Source organism: Lysinibacillus sp. G4S2 (assembly GCF_030348505.1).
GTDB lineage: Bacteria > Bacillota > Bacilli > Bacillales_A > Planococcaceae > Lysinibacillus.
The window spans coordinates 2887748-2904471 of sequence record NZ_JAUCFJ010000002.1; the positions used below are offsets into that span (position 1 = coordinate 2887748).

The following is a 16724-nucleotide window of genomic DNA, read 5'->3' on the forward strand; positions in this document are numbered from 1 at the left end:
TTATTTAACAATTGCGGCTCTAACTGTTGATTCGATGATTTTATTTGTCGCTTCGATGGTTAGAATTGCAACTTGAAGACTCTATCATTCATCTTGAAACTTCTATTCGTCATATCGAAGGTCCTATCCACGATTTTGAAGGCCCTATCCACGATTTTGGAGGTTCTATCCACGATTTTAACGTTTCTATCCACGATTTCGGAGGTTCTATCCATCACTTTGGCGATTCTATCCGTCACTTTGACTGTTCTATACGTCGCTTCTGTTGTTCTTTCCGTCGCCCTGACGATTCTATCCGTCACTTTGATTGTTCATTCCGTCGCTCTGATGATTCTATCCGTCACTTTGACTGTTCTATCCGTCACTCTGTTTTCTATCCGTCGCTTCGGCTGTTCTTTCCGCCACTTTGACGATTCTATCCGTCACTTTGACTGTTCTATCCGTCACTCTGTTTTCTATCCGTCGCTTCGGCTGTTCTTTCCGTCGCTCTGATGATTCTATCCGTCACTCTGTTTTCTATCCGTCGCTTCGGCTGTTCTTTCCGCCAGTTTGACGATACTATCCGTCACTTTGACTGTTCTATCCGTCACTCTGTTTTCTATCCGTCGCTTCGGCTATTCTTTCCGTCGCTCTGACGATTCTATCCGTCACTTTGACTGTTCTTTCCGTCACTCTGTTTTCTATCCGTCGCTTCGGCTGTTCTTTCCGTCGCTCGGATGATTCTATCCGTCACTTTGACTGTTTTTTCCGTCGCTCGGATGATTCTATCCGTCACTTTGACTGTTTTTTCCGTCGCTCTGTTTTCTATCCGTCACTTTGACTGTTCTATCCGTCGCTTCAATTGTTCTTTCCGTCACTTTGAAGTTCTATCCGTCGCTTTGATTGTTCTTTCCGTCACTCCGTTTTCTATCCGTCACTTTGCCTATCCGGAGGTGTCTATCCATCACTTTAACCGGGCTATCAATCACTAAGAATTATAAAGTGCATTACTACCATTATCTAGGTAATGGCGTTTGAAAAAGTTGTAGCTTGCATTAAATGTAAACTCCCACAATCTGTAACTATTTGTAATTTATTTCGTCTAATTGGCAATAGAATACATTTTTTTGGGAGGCAGCCTAATGAAAAAATTTTTGTTTCTAATTTTGTTGGTAAGTCTATTTTTGATTTCTGCTTGTACAAATGAAAAAACGCAATCATTAGAAGCCTTTTATAAGGAAGCAAAAATTGAAAGTATAGATAAAGTAATCATCCAAGAGGGTTCAACTGGTGCTTCAAAAACGATAACTAAGCAAGAACAAATCAATGAATTCGTTTCTCTGATTAAAGATATAAAGTTTACTCCACAAGAAAATCAAGAAAAACGTGTTGGATGGAAATACGGTATTACTCTTTTTGATAGTAAAAGAGAATTTAAATTTACACTAAGTGAAATTGATGATATCTACTATGATTCAAACCCAGATATTTATCCTATTGTAGAGAACTATTACAAACAGTTGGAAATTGTAGAAAAGTAAAGATTTTAAAACTAATGACCTCTTTATATTGAGGTTTTTTGTTTTTCGGAACTTCTATCCGTTACTTCGATGAGTTGTTTTGACAGAAGTGCATAAAAAAACCGACCTCCTAGGAGATCGGTTTTCATATTTAAATGATTACTCAGCAGCTTTTGCGCGAAGAACCATTTGTAGGATACCACCGTGACGGTAGTAGTCTACTTCTACTTCTGAGTCGAAACGAGCTAAAGCTTGGAAAGTTTTAACTGAACCGTCTTCAGATTTAGCAGTAACTGTTAAGATTTCACGTGGTTTTACGTTGTCAGTAATGTTTACAGAGATTTCTTCTTTACCAGTTAAGCCTAAAGTTTCAGCTGATTCACCTGGCATGAATTGAAGTGGAAGAACACCCATCATTACTAAGTTAGAACGGTGGATACGCTCGTATGATTGTGCGATAACAGTTTTCACGCCAAGTAGGAATGTACCTTTCGCAGCCCAGTCACGAGAAGAACCCATACCGTAGTCGTTACCAGCAAGTACTACTAAGCCAGTACCTTGCTCTTGGTATTTCATACATGCGTCATAGATGTACTCTACTTCGCCTGTTGGCCAGTAAGTAGTGAATCCACCCTCTGTACCAGGAGCAACTTGGTTACGGATACGGATGTTTGCAAATGTACCACGCATCATAACTTCGTGGTTACCACGACGAGAACCGTATGAGTTGAAGTCACGGATTGCAACACCGTTTTCGATTAAATATTTACCTGCAGGTGTATCTTTACCGATTGCACCAGCTGGAGAAATATGGTCAGTTGTAATTGAGTCACCGAACTTCGCCATAATGCGTAAGCCGTCTAAGCCTTTAATAGCTTCTGGCTCTTTTGCAAGACCTTGGAAGAATGGTGGGTTTTGGATGTAAGTTGATTTGTCATCAAATGTGTATAGAGACTCAGTTGATGTTTCAATTGCATTCCATTTTTCGTTCGCTGTGAATACAGTTTCGTATTCTTTTTGGAATAATTCACGGTTAACTACAGTACCTAATACTGCGTTAACTTCTTCAGTTGAAGGCCAGATATCAGCGAAGAATACTTCGTTGCCATCTTTGTCTTTACCGAATGAATCTTTTTGTAGGTCAACATCCACAGTACCAGCAAGTGCATAAGCAACAACAAGTGGTGGTGAAGCTAAGTAGTTAGCTTTTACAAGTGGGTGTACACGGCCTTCGAAGTTACGGTTACCAGAAAGAACTGATGTTACGAATAAATCGTTCTCTTTGATTGCTTCTTCGATTTCAGGAAGTAATGGACCTGAGTTACCGATACATGTTGTACAACCGTAACCTACAGTGTTGAAACCGATTTGGTCAAGGTAAGTTTGTAAACCTGAATCTTCTAGGTAACCAGTTACTACTTTAGAACCTGGTGCTAAAGAAGTTTTTACCCATTTAGGCACAGTTAGACCTTTTTCTACAGCTTTTTTCGCAACTAAGCCCGCAGCGATTAATACGTATGGGTTAGATGTATTTGTACAAGAAGTGATTGCAGCGATTGCTACAGCACCTGTTGGGATTTCTACATCACCTTCAGCGAATTTAGCTACAGAAGTTTTTGCGAATTCATCTTCAGTTAAACCGAAACCTTGTGTACCTTGTGGTGCCACTACTGCTTCTTTGTAACGAGTACGCATTTGAGATAGTGGAATTAAGTCTTGTGGACGTTTTGGACCAGAAAGGTTTGGTTCGATTTCAGCTAAGTTTACTTCTAATACGTCAGTGTAAACTGGCTCTAAAGTTGGATCGAAGAACATGTGGTTAGACTTTAAGTAAGATTCTACAACCGCGATGTGCTCTTCGTCACGACCAGTTAAACGCATGTAGTTTAATGATTCTTCGTCAATTGCGAAGAAACCACATGTAGCACCATATTCAGGAGCCATGTTAGAGATTGTCGCACGGTCAGCTAGTGGTAATTTAGTTACGCCAGGTCCGAAGAACTCAACGAACTTACCAACTACGCCACGTTGACGTAATACTTGAGTTACTTTTAATGCTAAGTCAGTAGCAGTAGTTCCGTTTGGAAGATCGCCAACTAATTTAACACCGATAACTTCTGGAATTGGGAAGTATGAAGGTTGACCAAGCATACCTGCTTCAGCTTCGATACCACCAACGCCCCATCCAAGAACGCCGATACCGTTGATCATTGTTGTATGAGAGTCAGTACCTACTACTGAGTCTGGGAATGTTTCGAAAGTACCGTCAGCATTTTCGTTTACATGTACAACTGGAGCTAAATACTCTAAGTTTACTTGGTGAACGATACCAGTTGCTGGTGGTACAGCACGGAAGTTATTGTAAGCAGTTTGAGCCCATTTTAAGAAGTTATAACGCTCAGCGTTACGTTCAAATTCTAGGTCCATGTTTGCTGCTAATGCAGATGCATTACCGTATTTGTCAACTTGTACTGAGTGGTCAATTACAAGGTCAACTGGAATAGCAGGGTTGATTTTGCTTGGGTCGCCACCCATTTCTTTCATAGCAGAACGTAGAGAAGCAAGGTCAACTACTACTGGTACACCAGTAAAGTCTTGTAATACAACGCGTGAAGGTTTGAATGGTACTTCAGCTTCTGGATCTGCACCGTTACCCCATTTTGCTAATTCGTTTACGTGCTCTTCTTTGATTACATATGCATCATATTGACGTAAAACAGATTCTAATAATACTTTGATTGAGTAAGGAAGGTTTGAAACTTTTGCAACGCCAGCTTTTTCAATCGCAGCTAAGTCATAGTAATTATAAGATTTACCATTAACTTCGAATGATGCGCGGCTGTTGTGTAAATTACCTTGTGCCATTTGCGGATCCCCCTAAATATCTTTTTGAAAAGGCCTATTAAAAAAATTTAAAGCATCTTTTCTCCAATACCCATGATAACGCATTAATATTCATAAGTAAATTACATTAATATTATCTTTTTCAATAAGTAATTCTTATGACCTTGATTTCTAACCTAAATGTATTTAATTTTTTGATGTGCATAATATGAAGGTTTTGCTGAAAGGACATTTTTATACATTAGAAGCTAAATGTTTTAAAGGGAGTACTTGTAGTTTTTTATTTTGAAATGGCGATCCAGTAAAAAATCAATGATTTGGCTTTGTGCTTGTACAAAGTACTCCCTTCCGAATCCGTGACATCCGCCAGAGATTTTAACTTATTTTCAGAGAATGTTTTGACATCCTCTGAAAAGTAACTTAAATCTGCATTCATCTGTTCACCATAGGGGTAGGAGACTTCTGTATCCGTCGCTACAAAAATATTGCTGAAATAAGTTAAATTTCCCGGACAAGTAATAGTAATAATAGAAGCAATCATAACAAAAAAACGTATTTACAACAACTGTTATCCTTGAATATTTAGAACATTCACATTTTTATTCTTCGTTCAACCTAATGTCACAGCATGGATCCTTTTAAATATGTAATAAAAACCTCAAGAAAAAATCTTTAAAATCAAATGTAATAAAAAAACGGACTGTCTATTTTGTGATTACTAGCATTTTGAAACCACTTACTCACTCCCCTGCACATATTATCCCGAAAACGAATCCAAAGATTTTCAGTTCGTTTTTCAATTCGAAATTAGGCTTAGTATATGCTTCTTCTAGCACAATCCATATTCTGGTTTGCTTTCAGATTTATCTTTAATAATTTTCCCTTTAATCAATTCACACATTTTTTAATTAATAACAAATTGATTAATATGTCTAAAGCATTCAGTAGAGTACTGAATACTATGAATATGTAAGCTGCAGATTATAAAACTTTTATTTGCAAAGGAGGTGAATTTCAAATGCCTTTAACTACTGGTCCGATTGAAAATACAGGAAATCTACCTGCTAATGCTAGTAGCGTTCGTATTAAAGTTCTTAACCTTACTGGAGGCTTACTTTCCGGACTAATTAGAGTTTTCAGACTGAACGGTACAAGACAATTACTATCAGTGACTGCTTTTAACGTAGGTGCTAATTCCTCTACTTTTATAGATGCAAGTGTTGGAACTTCGGCTCAATATGAAGTTGAAATTGCTCCAAATCAAAATGGTGGATTATTTAGCGTTTACGGATTAACTGCTTCAGGTGTTATCATTACTGCCCAAAGATTAGTTAACTCAGAATTAACACAGATTCTTTAATTTGAAAGTGGCTGTCAAAACTTTAAAAAGCGCGAGAAATCAATTTTAAAAACGTTGATTTCTCATGCTTTTCTGATGTGAAATTTTTTGTTTTTTACTATTTATTTTCTTTTAAATTACTCTCACAACGATTTGGATTGTATGGGTAATAATAATTAATAAGCCTAAACCAATACAACATGTCGCCAACGTGCTATTTTTTTGTTTTTTTTGCTTTACAAGACCAAAAATAGTCAGGCTTAAACCAATCGCAATAGATACTATTGATAGAATGGTAAAAAACGGTGTACTTAATGAAGAATTGAAAAAAATACTTTCTAATTGCATTTTACGCTCTCTCCTTAAACTTAGATATTAAAATCAATAATGCCATGGCAAAATTGCTCGGAATCGGCTTTGTGTTTGTACATACTTCAAGTTAAACCGCATCCTCCCTTTCAATATTACGAATGCCTAAGTAAGCAATTGCTCCTCCAATAACTGCAAGCCCTATTTGAAGTGGAATAAATGTCACCAAGGAGATTTCTGGATTATAAGAACAAGCAATGGCCACTACAATAAGTGATGAAGTAATTGTGACCGGAACAGAATGATTACGCATTCCGAAATATAATGGAATTAAACTCATTCCCGCAGAGGCAATTACAAAAGGAACCATGTTAATGACTTCTCCTAGAAATCGATTTACAGTTAATGTAAATGGAACTATAGGGATATAAATATTAACGATAGTAAATAGTCCTGCAACAACGATATTAGACAGCATCATAGTAATTAACGTTAACGATACGATTAGCAGCAGTTTACTAGCGATGATTTTCTTCCTATTAACAGGATAAGAAAATAAAAGGGATATTGTTTTATTTTTATATTCTTCAATGACTATTTTCGAAATCAATACAGAGGCAAATACAATAAACGTTGCCCTAACGCTTGCACCAATCAATATGTATACATCCTGATACACTGTAATTAGTAAATCACCCTCACTATGTGCTAAATAAATTACGAAACACATTATTACTGTTAATAGGATATTTGCGATAATCGCACCTTTTACATACCAACCTAATTTAAATTTCTTCAATTCTAGCTTTATTAGCTGTAACATCCCTTTCACCCCTCCTCTTCTAGATTGTCGTCTCACTACACGGTCATATAAGTACACTTATTATGTTAAATATTGGTAAACTATCATTATGCTTGAATCCTTCCATTACTATACGGAATAACATAACAGCTAAAAAAATGATAAATGTGAATTTCAGAAGAAAATTCATGAATGCTATGAGTCCTAAATATTTTGTAAACGTAAGTCTAATCCCAAGTGTAGATCCCAATGCCGTGAAGCTGCTTGCTAAGGAAATTGCGACAATCATTAGTTTAAGCATGGATTCGCTCTCCTTTCATTTTGTAATTTAATTGTACGAATCGATTTTCACTTTTTTCTTACTCATTCCTTACAAATTTATTAATTTTAAAGTTGAATACAAAAAAGACCAGGATCTCATGAAGAGAATCCCGATCTTTTCAATATAATATTAGTTTGAAATTTGTGTTTTCTTAAACATTGAGACTAGCGTCACTCCACATAAAGACACAATCCCTATGAACAATAATAAGTATCCAATTGGAATCAAGAAGAAAGGTTCCTCTAATTTGCCATCTGCAGCTACATTACTTCCAATGATGGCCTTTGCAAGAAAACAGATTACTCCTAAAAGAATTGGTGTAGATGCAATTACATATTTCATTTTCATAATATCTTCCTCCATTAAAGTTAGTTTATTTGTTAATACACTTATTTTTTATCCTGTTTGTATTTTGAATCGAAAAATCATTCCCACAACTTACATCTGTACAGAAATTCCAACATCTACAGGCTTTTCGAAGGAATTCCAGGTGACAAAATAACACCCCAGTTAATACGATTATAAATTCCAACCAATACTGTTTGATGCCTCACCGCTTTCTCAACTTTCTACAATCATAATATCTAAAACCTCATCCTTAGTCAATAATTATTTATCGAAAAACAATAAATTATTATTGTTTTTAACAATACGTGTTGACGTTATATTTTCACTTTACTGAAATAAAAGTGGAGTGAATGCAAAAATAAAATATAAATAAGCCTAAGATAGCAGAATTAATTGCCATCTTGGGCTTTTGTCATTTTAACAACTATTTGACGATTAATTTTCTATAGTTTTATTTTCGGCTACCTTTGCAAGGAGATGTGAACTAGCAAGAGAAACTTCAATTAAAACTCGTATGAATCTGACATTAGGAGTAAATGCTGTAGTTATGTCAACAGTTCTAGAGTCAATATAGCGACTTATGGGAGAAGGTGTTTGTATTTCATTACATCAGACAATAAAAATTTTTTATGAACGAAAAATGCCTGTTGAATTCATCAGTATTAGCTCAAACTATAAAATGAACAATCGTAGAATAACGTTCTTTACAAAAGAACTTCATCACCTTCTATAGGAGGCAAAAAATGAATATAAAATTACGTCTTAAAATAATGATTTTTCTCCAGTTTTTTATTTGGGGATCTTGGCTTGTTACACTCGGTTCTTATATGATTAATACGTTGAGTTTTACTGGTGCACAAGTTGGATTTGTATATAGTTCAACCGGTCTTGCTGCCATCTTTATGCCAAGTATTATAGGCATTGTTGCAGATCGCTGGGTAAAAGCAAATATTTTATATGGAATCTTACATTTCCTCGGTGCGATTACCCTATTTACAGCTGCTCAAATTGCTGATCATACTATTATGTTTTGGGTAATGTTCTTTAACTCGATTGTTTATATGCCAACACTTGCTTTATCGAATACAATTTCTTATGTTAGCTTAGAAAAAAAGGGGTTCGATATCGTAAAGGACTTCCCGCCTATACGTGTCTACGGGACAATTGGTTTTATTCTTGCGATGTGGATTATTAGTATTGCTAAGCTTGAATTAAGTAATATTCAGCTATTCATAGCTAGTGGAGCATCGATGGTACTTGCACTATACTCATTTTCTCTTCCTACCTGCCCAACTTCCAATGCCATAAAGGATAAGTCGTTAGTTAGCCTTTTAGGACTTGACGCTTTTGTTCTTTTTAAACGAAAAAAAATGGCTTTGTTTTTCCTTTTTTCAATGCTATTAGGTGTTGCCCTTCAAATTACCAATACATTTGGTGATCCATTTTTACACGATTTCGCGTTGAACCCAGAATATAAGAATAGCTTTGCCGTTAAATATCCAGCTATTTTATTATCAGTGTCGCAAATTTCAGAAGTATTCTTTATTTTGACCATTCCCTTTTTCTTACGTAAATTTGGAATTAAGAAAGTAATACTCATCAGCATGGTGGCATGGACATTACGCTTTGTATTCTTTGGATTCGGAAGTCCAGTCGGTGTAGGATTCTTATTGTTATTATTATCTATGATTGTTTACGGTTGTGCATTTGATTTCTTTAACATTTCGGGAGCCATTTTTGTAGAAAAAGAAGTCGATCCTCGAATTCGCGCCAGCGCTCAAGGATTATTTAGTACAATGGTAAATGGAATCGGCGCCTATGTGGGGGCTATAATTAGCGGAACAGTAGTTGATTATTATACAGTTGATGGAGTAAGAAATTGGCAAAACATTTGGTTGTTTTTTGGAGCCTATACTCTCGTTTTAGCAATAATTTTTGCGATAACTTTTAAATATAATCATGACAGCAATGAAATGAAAATTTGACCGTTTGCTTTTGTCTTCACTAATAAGAATGTTACTACAATATCCAACTGTATCTCCTCACTTACTCACGGGAAATATGTTTTCCATTAATCGGAAATCCAAGGTGATGGAAATCCTACCCTTGCTTGTTTTCAAGTACAAGAAAGAGCCTTACCGTTCTCGGTATAAGGCTCTTTTACTTTAGCAGAAAAACCGGCTACCTTCAGTTACTTCAGGATGCTTTTATATGGCTTTAACGCTTTCTCCACTCTTCAAGAGACATCTCATTAAAATCCTCAACATCATCTAGTCTCAATGGTGTAATTAATTCTAAGGAGTTACCATCTGGGTCTGAGAAATAGATTGCTGCATGCGCATGAGGTTTGTTTGATAAAACTAAAGGTTGCTGTTCAGAAGTAAGGCCAAATTCAGTTCGAACTTCTATGCCAATTGAAGACAACCACTCTTTCACATGTTCAAGATCTTCTTCATCAATTTTAAACGCCAAATGTCGGATAGATGGATGGTATTTTAATTGAACACTATCATTTTCCCATAATCCTAACCAGCTTTCTCCTTTAACTATCCAAAAGAAAGCGACTTTTCCTTTTTTATACGCGAGTTCTAACCCTAACTTTTTATAAAATAAAATCGAATTTTCTAAATTACGAACTGGTAAATGTGCTTCATATAAACCTTTAATCATTTCAATATTCTCCTATTTCATCTTTATTTATGAAATAATATATTAAAAACACATTCCATTTACATCAATCTTTAGTCTGAATCTTTAAAAAACCTATCTTCAATAAAGTATCTAAAAACAGAAAAAATTCCAACTAATACATAAATCAAACTATTGAAAAACACTATAATCATAAAAAACATACTAATATACGTAAAATCGTCACCAATACTAAAAATACTTGAGATGAATTTAACCAAAGATAGAAAAACAACTGGTATCAAAATTGCACCGAATAATCCAATGCGTATCAAAGAAATATTTTTCACTTTATGGAAATATAAAAACACACCGTTTGTTAAAAAAATTAAAAATAAAAAAAACCCCGCTATAGAAATATCCATAATTATACAAACACCCTCCAGAATTTAGCGAAATAAATATTAAAAGAACTCATATAATCCATTAACAAAATACTCATATATTTTGTCATCAATTATATTTTCACCGTACCCTTCAAAAAAGATTTGTTTTTCGATTTCGTTTTCAAAGACATTTGGTTTCGGTCGAATTGCAAGAGATACATCATATCTTGGGTCTCCGTATGCTCCACTCCCCCAATCAATAACACCTGTCACTTCCCCGTTGGAAACCAATACGTTATCAATTGTATAGTCTCCATGAATTAACGTCTGCTTATAATGATCTGGTTTATATTTTTTAACCTTTTCCAATAATTCCTTAGTTCCATCTACTTCATTTTTAATAAGATTATCGTTTGCTTGACTTATCATTTGCTCAAGCCAGTTTTTATGGTGTATTAGTTCCTTTGGACAAGGCGTTGAATGAACATCAGCTAAGAGTTTGCCAAAGTTAAATATTATTTCTTGTCTTATTTCCTTATTTTTCTCATCTTTTAAAGCAATTCGGATAGTTTCACCCTGAAAGAATTCAAAAAGTGCCCAACATTGACTATCTTGCTTTTGTTCAACGAATAGCTCAACTTTCGGAACACGTAGTTTTGTTTCCTTTGCCAATCTGTTTAGTACAGAAACCTCTCTTTTTAACAAAGAACAGAACCATTCACCTGTTGTTCTTTTGAGAGCAAAAGAGCCTTGATGACTCTGAATAATCGCAACATTCGAGGTGTATCCTTGTCTTGGAAACTTAATACAGTCAATGTTTTTTAGATATTCTCTTATTTCTTCTGGTATTTCATCTACCTGTATTGGCTGCAATAAAAAAACCCCCACCTCTGAAAAGATATTAGCATACGCTTCCCCTTACCAAATAATCAAAATAATTATGTCAATCTATTTTCCACTAGAATTCTAATAACTTAGTGACCGCCTTTAACATTAAAATATCAATTTCAACAACAATAAGAGATTGTTTCAATAATGATAGCGACTACGCTACCGATTCTAATCAACTTTATTTGAATATCAGATAACTCAGGGATTTCTTTGTATCGCTATCGCTCAAAAAAGAAAAAGCTTTCCATAGGCTGTTACATACTCCAAATACAAAAGCCATAAGTATGGATAATACTATACTTATGAATAACATCGCTTCTCCACCGTTTAAAACTTTAATTATAGATTAATTCTTCCATATGTTTCAATATTCCTGTTGTTTTTGGGTCATCACCAAAAGTTGTGGATGACATTTGTTAAAATATATGCCATGTATTAATTGATCTTCGTTCCGACTAGGCGACTCCTTGGGGATTAGCGTTACAGATGAGACCCTGTGGCGAGCATGTAGAGGAACGAAGACTAAGAGCATCACATCCTGGATTTATCGAAACAAAATCGCTCTTTATCGAAACTATTTGAGCTTTTATCGAAACAAAATCTCATTTTATCGAAACTTTTTGGGCTTTTATCGAAAAACAAGCTCTTTCTAGCAAAGAAATCAACCACACGTTATGGTGAAGAGCCTTATTTTTCCAGAAATTAGTGAAATTTTCGATACTAAAATAAATGGAGCATGCTTTAAGGGTATGAATTATTAACAAAGTTCGTAGATCTGAGGAAGTTACATTTTGCTCAGCGAAAAAATGAATGGACACTCAGATTGTTTTTCTATTATCATAAAGTATAATCACTACTTTTACAGATAAAAAATGCACATTAGAGAATATTTCACACATTTCAAAATCGGAAGGGGATTATTTTCATGAGTAGAGTCCAACAACTTGCACCAAATTTTTATTGTATTGATACACACGATTTAAATCGGGAACAGCGTACAAGCTCTTATTTGCTTATCGACGAAAAAATTACATTAATCGAAACATCTGCCAGTCCTTCTATGCCATATATAGTTGAAGGTTTAGAGGAATTACATATTTCTTTAGAGGATATTCAATATGTAATTGTTACACATATCCATTTAGACCATGCTGGAGGTGCGGGATTATTTTTACAAAGTTGTCCAAATGCTACATTCGTTGTCCATCCACGAGGTGTATCTCATATGGTTGATCCTAGTCGTCTAATCGCCAGTGCAAAAAGTGTTTATGGATCAGAATTTGATCGTCTTTTTGATCCAATTGTACCTATCGATGTTGAGCGCATTATAGAAATTGGACATGAGGAAGTATTATCTTTAGGTCAACATCAGCTAACGTTTTATCATACGGAAGGCCATGCAAAGCATCATGTATCGATGCTGTATTCTGCTACGAATGGATTGTTTGTTGGAGATACAACTGGTGTACGTTATCCAGAAATGGAGAGCGAAGCAATTGATTTAATTATTCCCTCCACTTCGCCGAATCAGTATGACCCAGATACGATGGAGCAATCTATCAAGCTTTACGAAAAATTAAATGCTACTGAATTGTATTTCGGTCATTTCGGTGCATATAAAAATCCAGCTGAAGCTTATAGACAAGTGCGCTATTGGACACCACTATTCTTAGCTGAAGGGGAAAAGGCGTTAACGGTATCTAGTGATTTTAAAGAACAAGTACAATTTTTAGATACTCGCTTAAAGAAACTTTTGTACAACTACTTACAGGAAAATGGCATCGAAGAAAATCATCCGGTATATCAAACAATCCCATTTGATACAATTGTTTCGGCAATGGGAATTTTGGATTACTTAGAGAAAAAGAATGCCCAAAATTAAAGCATTAGCACTGATGTACTAAACCCCAAATACGAGAGGAGAAATCCTCTCTGTTTTCTTTTATGTTCTTTTTTCTTCAATCGTTACGATATGTTTGATTTCAGCAGGCAAGCAAACTAGTTCTGATTTAAAGAACTCTGGGAATGGAAAGACATCCTGAAGATTTGAAATAGGTAACCATTCTAATTTTTCTTCAATACCATCACTAGTGTAGCTTTCACACTTAATTTCGACTTCAATAGATTTCATCAAATAAAAGAATGATATTTCATGAAATTGCGTTTCACCATATGGACCGCTTTGAACGGGAAAAAAGTTTTCATGAATAAACACTAAACGATCAATTTCAACATGCACTTTGGTTTCTTCAAAGCATTCGAGAATGACAGCTTCTTCCAAAGTTTCCGGTAACTTCACTCTTCCCCAACGTAGTAGTAGTAAGGGTCACGATTATTTTTAACCATTAGCACTTTATCATCTCGAAGAATTATAGCGCCCATCCTCATATTGAACACTCCTTCTTTAGTTGGGAAGGTAATGTCTTGATTTTGTTTATCCAACTGAATCTCCTGCCTTTCAAACGTTAACTTGATCACTCTATGTAGCTATCTTTTCTCAATATTGCATGGACTACATTTGAGTTTAAATGATTGGAATTCACCAAAGACTTATCAACAGAATATATAACGTCTAAGAGAATTGACAAATCCTTAACTTTTAAGAAGTTGATGATATAAATTAAAAAGAGGGCCAGTGTAGTAATTCCGCCCTCTCTATCAATCAATTAAATCATCCAAGAGATTAAAATCCTGCTCCTTCCCTATCAATCAGAAGAAAAAGTAAAGGATTACTGATAAAAATTTAACCAATTAATCAAATATTTGATTGTGAGGAATCTGAGCATTAGGACATCGTTTTTTTAACTCTAAAATGAACTTCATTTTATCTTTCGGTAAAATTTTTATACTACCGTGAGCTGCTGTTTTATAAAATATTTCAAGACCCTTATCAGATGATGAAATTAGATAACCAGTATACTTATCTGTCGTTGGAGAAACCCTCGTTATACTTTGATAAGGAATCTTACTTTTGAATGGTCCACCTTTCACTAAAAGATAATTTTCACAGAAAACAAACTTAATAGAATTTGCGTACCACCATATAAAAACTACTGAAATAATAAAGACCATTGACATAATAATAACAGTTGATAAAGATCTGATAAATAGAAACAATGGTATAGCCCCAAACATCCAAACCAATAAAAATATAATTATTGCTAAAATAATATCTGTTTTTGCATGATATACCATAGGAATTATCCCACCTTTCTTTTTAATTTCCATTAAAAAACCAACCATTTAACGGACAGAAAAAATAAGGAGATCAAGCCAACCTTAATAAGTAATTTAACATTAATTATTGATTTAGCAAACGAAATAAAAGACTATTCAGATAATTATAAATAAGTTTATTAAAAAGCATCGACACTAAAGCCGATGCTTTTTGCTTTTATCGAGGTTTTCCTGTTCATATTTAGGAAGAAAATCATTGCTCCTTTATCCGTTCTAAAGCTGATTGAAAATCTTGCCTCTCCCCTACTTGACGGAAATTTTTAAATGGATTGCTCACTTTTTTCATTCGCTCCAGTACAGCTGGAATGGTAAAGAGGTCTGGTGTTAACTGTTCATTGACCTCCTCCCAGTATAATGGTGTTGCCACTAAGCCCTTCTCATTACCACGTGTTGAGTATGGTGCAATAATTGTTTTCCCTTCTGCATGCTGCACATAATCTAAATATAATTTGTTATGCCTATTCTTTTTTAAGCGCTCAATCGTATATAGTTCAGGCTTTTGCTCACATAAAAAACGACTGATAAATTCAGTAAATACTCGCACCTCTTCATAGGAAAATGCATTTTCAGGTAACGGTATATATAGCTGTAATCCTTTTCCACCCGATGATTTAACAAAAGATTGTAGCTTAAAATAATCAATAATTTCCTTTAAATCTAACGCCCCACGAACGGCCAGTGAAAATTGCTCTACCGACGGAGGGTCTAAATCGAAGACAATTTCAGTCGGATACTCTGTTTGCAACGTTTGAAAAGGTATATGCAGCTCTAACGCAAGCTGATTGCCTAGCCACAATAATGTTTCAAGATTGTTACACACAAGATAATTAATATTGTCCATCCATCCTGTTGAAACAAATTCAGGTATTTTCTCTGGACTACTTTTTTGATAAAAGCTTTCACCCGGAACCCCATGTGGAAACCGAATTAATGTAAGCGGACGATTTCTCAAAAAAGGTAATAAATACGGAGAGATTATTTGTAAATATTGCAAATATCCATCCTTCGTAATACCGATTTCAGGCCAAACAGGTTTATCAGGATGCGTAATTTGAACAGTATCAGGAATAGGATAAAGTTGACGCTGCATGTGCTGCCAATGACAATCCCGAACCATCGTCCCCAGTCGAAATGCATGGAAACGTGGTTCTCGACATTTGCTTCCATCAAAATCAATACATGCTACATCAACACAAATGGATGGCTCCAGTTCCCATGTTTCATTATTCCTCTGTCCATTTTCTTGAAAGAAAGCAATGAGTGTTTTACGCTCTTCCTCTGACAGTCCATGTTTAAAACTAACGACTTCAACTAGCTCCTCCTGTTGATAAACAGAGCCATGAAAATAGCCATTGCCATGATCATATTTAGTCACTATGACCGTTACATAGCGCCAATTCTTAATTTTTAACCAATGAGTCGAGCGCGTATCTCCAACCCATTTACTAGTTTTCTTCTTCGCAACCATTCCCTCTCCATTGTAAATCTTAATAGCCTTCCAAAGAGGCTCACTCTGTTCTACACCATTAAGTGCTTGCATACGACGTTGATCTTCATAATTGATCATCACAGGAAGCTTTAAAGTCTTAAAAAGCTTAGCCAGTTGCTGTTTGCGAGTTTTTAAATATTTATTTGTCAGCGACTCCCCTTTATAGCTCAGTAAATCAAAAGCAATATAATGAAAAGGAAAGTCTTTTGCATGTGCAGCAATAACTTCTTTATTTTGCATCCTACCTCTTTTTTGAACAAGCGAAAATTCACTTTTAAAATCATTCGTTAAATACACTAATTCCCCATCAAATGTTAATGGTAAATAAGCTTTTACTTGATGAAATATGCTCAGACAAAAATCCAGTATCTCTGGAAACAAGTGATTTAAGTTATTGCCATTTCTGCTTATTAACATTGGCTGTTCGTCCCATACTAACATACATCTAAATCCATCAAATTTTATTTCGTACAACCATTCTTCACCAATAGGCGTTTCAAGCACTTCTGTTAATAGCATTGGTTTCATAATGAATACCTACTTTGCTTTTTACCTTCAGTTTCTGACGATTTCACTTTAAGATACATAAAAATAAGCAAAATATATCATAGTAAGAAAAACGAGGTGACA

The 16724-nt window shown here is 35.1% G+C and carries 20 protein-coding genes; 8 read left to right on the forward strand and 12 right to left on the reverse strand.

All coding sequences use genetic code 11. From position 1 onward, the window contains the following. Positions 1-44 precede the first annotated feature (44 nt). The 5 genes from QUF91_RS14860 (at position 45) to QUF91_RS14880 (ending at position 1520) form a co-directional block, all read left to right on the forward strand. Positions 45-410 carry a hypothetical protein gene (locus QUF91_RS14860; protein ID WP_289418281.1) on the forward strand — a complete coding sequence of 122 codons (366 nt, stop codon included), beginning with the start codon at positions 45-47 and terminating at the stop codon, positions 408-410. Next, a complete protein-coding gene (locus tag QUF91_RS14865) occupies positions 407-553 on the forward strand; it encodes a hypothetical protein (protein ID WP_289418283.1) in 147 nt (48 codons plus the stop codon). The genes QUF91_RS14860 and QUF91_RS14865 overlap by 4 nt, the downstream gene beginning before the upstream one ends. Beyond that, positions 550-720, forward strand: a complete 171-nt coding sequence (locus tag QUF91_RS14870) for a hypothetical protein (RefSeq protein ID WP_289418284.1) — start codon at positions 550-552, stop codon at positions 718-720. Before QUF91_RS14865 ends, QUF91_RS14870 begins: the two co-directional genes overlap by 4 nt. Next, positions 717-971 carry a hypothetical protein gene (locus QUF91_RS14875; RefSeq protein WP_289418286.1) on the forward strand — a complete coding sequence of 85 codons (255 nt, stop codon included), beginning with the start codon at positions 717-719 and terminating at the stop codon, positions 969-971. The genes QUF91_RS14870 and QUF91_RS14875 overlap by 4 nt, the downstream gene beginning before the upstream one ends. 150 nt (positions 972-1121) lie before the next feature. Continuing rightward, positions 1122-1520 (forward strand): hypothetical protein, encoded by a 399-nt coding sequence (locus tag QUF91_RS14880; RefSeq protein WP_289418287.1) that lies wholly within the window; start codon positions 1122-1124, stop codon positions 1518-1520. A gap of 138 nt (positions 1521-1658) precedes the next feature. Here QUF91_RS14880 and acnA read toward each other — a convergent pair whose 3' ends face one another. Further along, complete coding sequence (acnA, locus tag QUF91_RS14885) at positions 1659-4364, reverse strand: aconitate hydratase AcnA (protein WP_285397808.1); 2706 nt, start codon at positions 4362-4364, stop codon at positions 1659-1661. 259 nt (positions 4365-4623) lie between these two features. Beyond that, positions 4624-4884, reverse strand: a complete 261-nt coding sequence (locus QUF91_RS14890; protein WP_285397807.1) for a hypothetical protein — start codon at positions 4882-4884, stop codon at positions 4624-4626. Positions 4885-5361: 477 nt separating this feature from the next. Between QUF91_RS14890 and QUF91_RS14895 the strand changes: the two genes are divergently transcribed. Continuing rightward, the gene (locus QUF91_RS14895; protein WP_285397806.1) at positions 5362-5703 is read left to right on the forward strand and encodes an ATPase; all 342 of its coding nucleotides are present in this window, start codon (positions 5362-5364) and stop codon (positions 5701-5703) included. Positions 5704-5814: 111 nt separating this feature from the next. Here the strand turns inward: QUF91_RS14895 and QUF91_RS14900 are convergent, their stop codons facing one another. The 3 genes from QUF91_RS14900 to QUF91_RS14910 form a co-directional block, all read right to left on the reverse strand. Then, on the reverse strand, positions 5815-6030 hold the full coding sequence (locus QUF91_RS14900; protein ID WP_285397805.1) for a hypothetical protein: 216 nt from the start codon (positions 6028-6030) through the stop codon (positions 5815-5817). A 91-nt stretch (positions 6031-6121) separates the two neighbouring features. Beyond that, positions 6122-6814: an ABC transporter permease gene (locus QUF91_RS14905; protein ID WP_289418289.1), complete on the reverse strand. Its 693-nt coding sequence runs from the start codon at positions 6812-6814 to the stop codon at positions 6122-6124. A 430-nt stretch (positions 6815-7244) separates the two neighbouring features. Then, positions 7245-7463 (reverse strand): DUF3955 domain-containing protein, encoded by a 219-nt coding sequence (locus QUF91_RS14910; protein WP_285397803.1) that lies wholly within the window; start codon positions 7461-7463, stop codon positions 7245-7247. 743 nt (positions 7464-8206) lie between these two features. On the opposite strand from QUF91_RS14910, the gene QUF91_RS14915 reads away from it, so the two are divergent. Then, positions 8207-9448 carry a nucleoside permease gene (locus QUF91_RS14915; RefSeq protein ID WP_285397802.1) on the forward strand — a complete coding sequence of 414 codons (1242 nt, stop codon included), beginning with the start codon at positions 8207-8209 and terminating at the stop codon, positions 9446-9448. Between the two features lie 232 nt (positions 9449-9680). Here the strand turns inward: QUF91_RS14915 and QUF91_RS14920 are convergent, their stop codons facing one another. From QUF91_RS14920 to QUF91_RS14930, 3 genes are all read right to left on the reverse strand, one after another. Further along, the gene (locus QUF91_RS14920) at positions 9681-10133 is read right to left on the reverse strand and encodes a VOC family protein (RefSeq protein WP_289418290.1); all 453 of its coding nucleotides are present in this window, start codon (positions 10131-10133) and stop codon (positions 9681-9683) included. A 71-nt stretch (positions 10134-10204) separates the two neighbouring features. Then, positions 10205-10516, reverse strand: coding sequence for a hypothetical protein (locus QUF91_RS14925; protein ID WP_289418291.1), 312 nt, complete (start codon positions 10514-10516; stop codon positions 10205-10207). Positions 10517-10555: 39 nt separating this feature from the next. Beyond that, entirely contained in the window at positions 10556-11350 is a 795-nt protein-coding gene (locus QUF91_RS14930; protein WP_289418292.1) for a phosphotransferase family protein, read from the reverse strand. 943 nt (positions 11351-12293) lie between these two features. Here QUF91_RS14930 and QUF91_RS14935 point away from each other — a divergent pair. Next, a complete protein-coding gene (locus tag QUF91_RS14935) occupies positions 12294-13250 on the forward strand; it encodes an MBL fold metallo-hydrolase (RefSeq protein WP_285397798.1) in 957 nt (318 codons plus the stop codon). 60 nt (positions 13251-13310) lie between these two features. Here the strand turns inward: QUF91_RS14935 and QUF91_RS14940 are convergent, their stop codons facing one another. From QUF91_RS14940 to QUF91_RS14955, 4 genes are all read right to left on the reverse strand, one after another. Then, entirely contained in the window at positions 13311-13667 is a 357-nt protein-coding gene (locus tag QUF91_RS14940) for an NUDIX hydrolase (protein ID WP_289418295.1), read from the reverse strand. Then, positions 13664-13810: an NUDIX hydrolase gene (locus QUF91_RS14945; protein ID WP_289418296.1), complete on the reverse strand. Its 147-nt coding sequence runs from the start codon at positions 13808-13810 to the stop codon at positions 13664-13666. The genes QUF91_RS14940 and QUF91_RS14945 overlap by 4 nt, the downstream gene beginning before the upstream one ends. Positions 13811-14119: 309 nt before the next feature. Beyond that, positions 14120-14596, reverse strand: a complete 477-nt coding sequence (locus tag QUF91_RS14950; RefSeq protein WP_289418298.1) for a PH domain-containing protein — start codon at positions 14594-14596, stop codon at positions 14120-14122. Between the two features lie 202 nt (positions 14597-14798). After that, positions 14799-16622 (reverse strand): DNA ligase D, encoded by a 1824-nt coding sequence (locus QUF91_RS14955; RefSeq protein ID WP_289418299.1) that lies wholly within the window; start codon positions 16620-16622, stop codon positions 14799-14801. Between the last annotated feature and the right edge of the window lie 102 nt (positions 16623-16724).

Excerpts from the sequence above, each read along its gene's own strand:
- QUF91_RS14875 (WP_289418286.1), top strand. The coding sequence starts at position 717 with ATGATTCTATCCGTCACTTTGACTGTTTTTTCCGTCGCTCGGATGATT.
- QUF91_RS14880 (WP_289418287.1), top strand. The coding sequence starts at position 1,122 with ATGAAAAAATTTTTGTTTCTAATTTTGTTGGTAAGTCTATTTTTGATT.
- acnA (WP_285397808.1), bottom strand. The coding sequence starts at position 4,364 with ATGGCACAAGGTAATTTACACAACAGCCGCGCATCATTCGAAGTTAAT.
- QUF91_RS14890 (WP_285397807.1), bottom strand. The coding sequence starts at position 4,884 with ATGATTGCTTCTATTATTACTATTACTTGTCCGGGAAATTTAACTTAT.
- QUF91_RS14895 (WP_285397806.1), top strand. The coding sequence starts at position 5,362 with ATGCCTTTAACTACTGGTCCGATTGAAAATACAGGAAATCTACCTGCT.
- QUF91_RS14900 (WP_285397805.1), bottom strand. The coding sequence starts at position 6,030 with ATGCAATTAGAAAGTATTTTTTTCAATTCTTCATTAAGTACACCGTTT.
- QUF91_RS14905 (WP_289418289.1), bottom strand. The coding sequence starts at position 6,814 with ATGTTACAGCTAATAAAGCTAGAATTGAAGAAATTTAAATTAGGTTGG.
- QUF91_RS14910 (WP_285397803.1), bottom strand. The coding sequence starts at position 7,463 with ATGAAAATGAAATATGTAATTGCATCTACACCAATTCTTTTAGGAGTA.
- QUF91_RS14915 (WP_285397802.1), top strand. The coding sequence starts at position 8,207 with ATGAATATAAAATTACGTCTTAAAATAATGATTTTTCTCCAGTTTTTT.
- QUF91_RS14920 (WP_289418290.1), bottom strand. The coding sequence starts at position 10,133 with ATGATTAAAGGTTTATATGAAGCACATTTACCAGTTCGTAATTTAGAA.
- QUF91_RS14925 (WP_289418291.1), bottom strand. The coding sequence starts at position 10,516 with ATGGATATTTCTATAGCGGGGTTTTTTTTATTTTTAATTTTTTTAACA.
- QUF91_RS14935 (WP_285397798.1), top strand. The coding sequence starts at position 12,294 with ATGAGTAGAGTCCAACAACTTGCACCAAATTTTTATTGTATTGATACA.
- QUF91_RS14950 (WP_289418298.1), bottom strand. The coding sequence starts at position 14,596 with ATGGAAATTAAAAAGAAAGGTGGGATAATTCCTATGGTATATCATGCA.
- QUF91_RS14955 (WP_289418299.1), bottom strand. The coding sequence starts at position 16,622 with ATGAAACCAATGCTATTAACAGAAGTGCTTGAAACGCCTATTGGTGAA.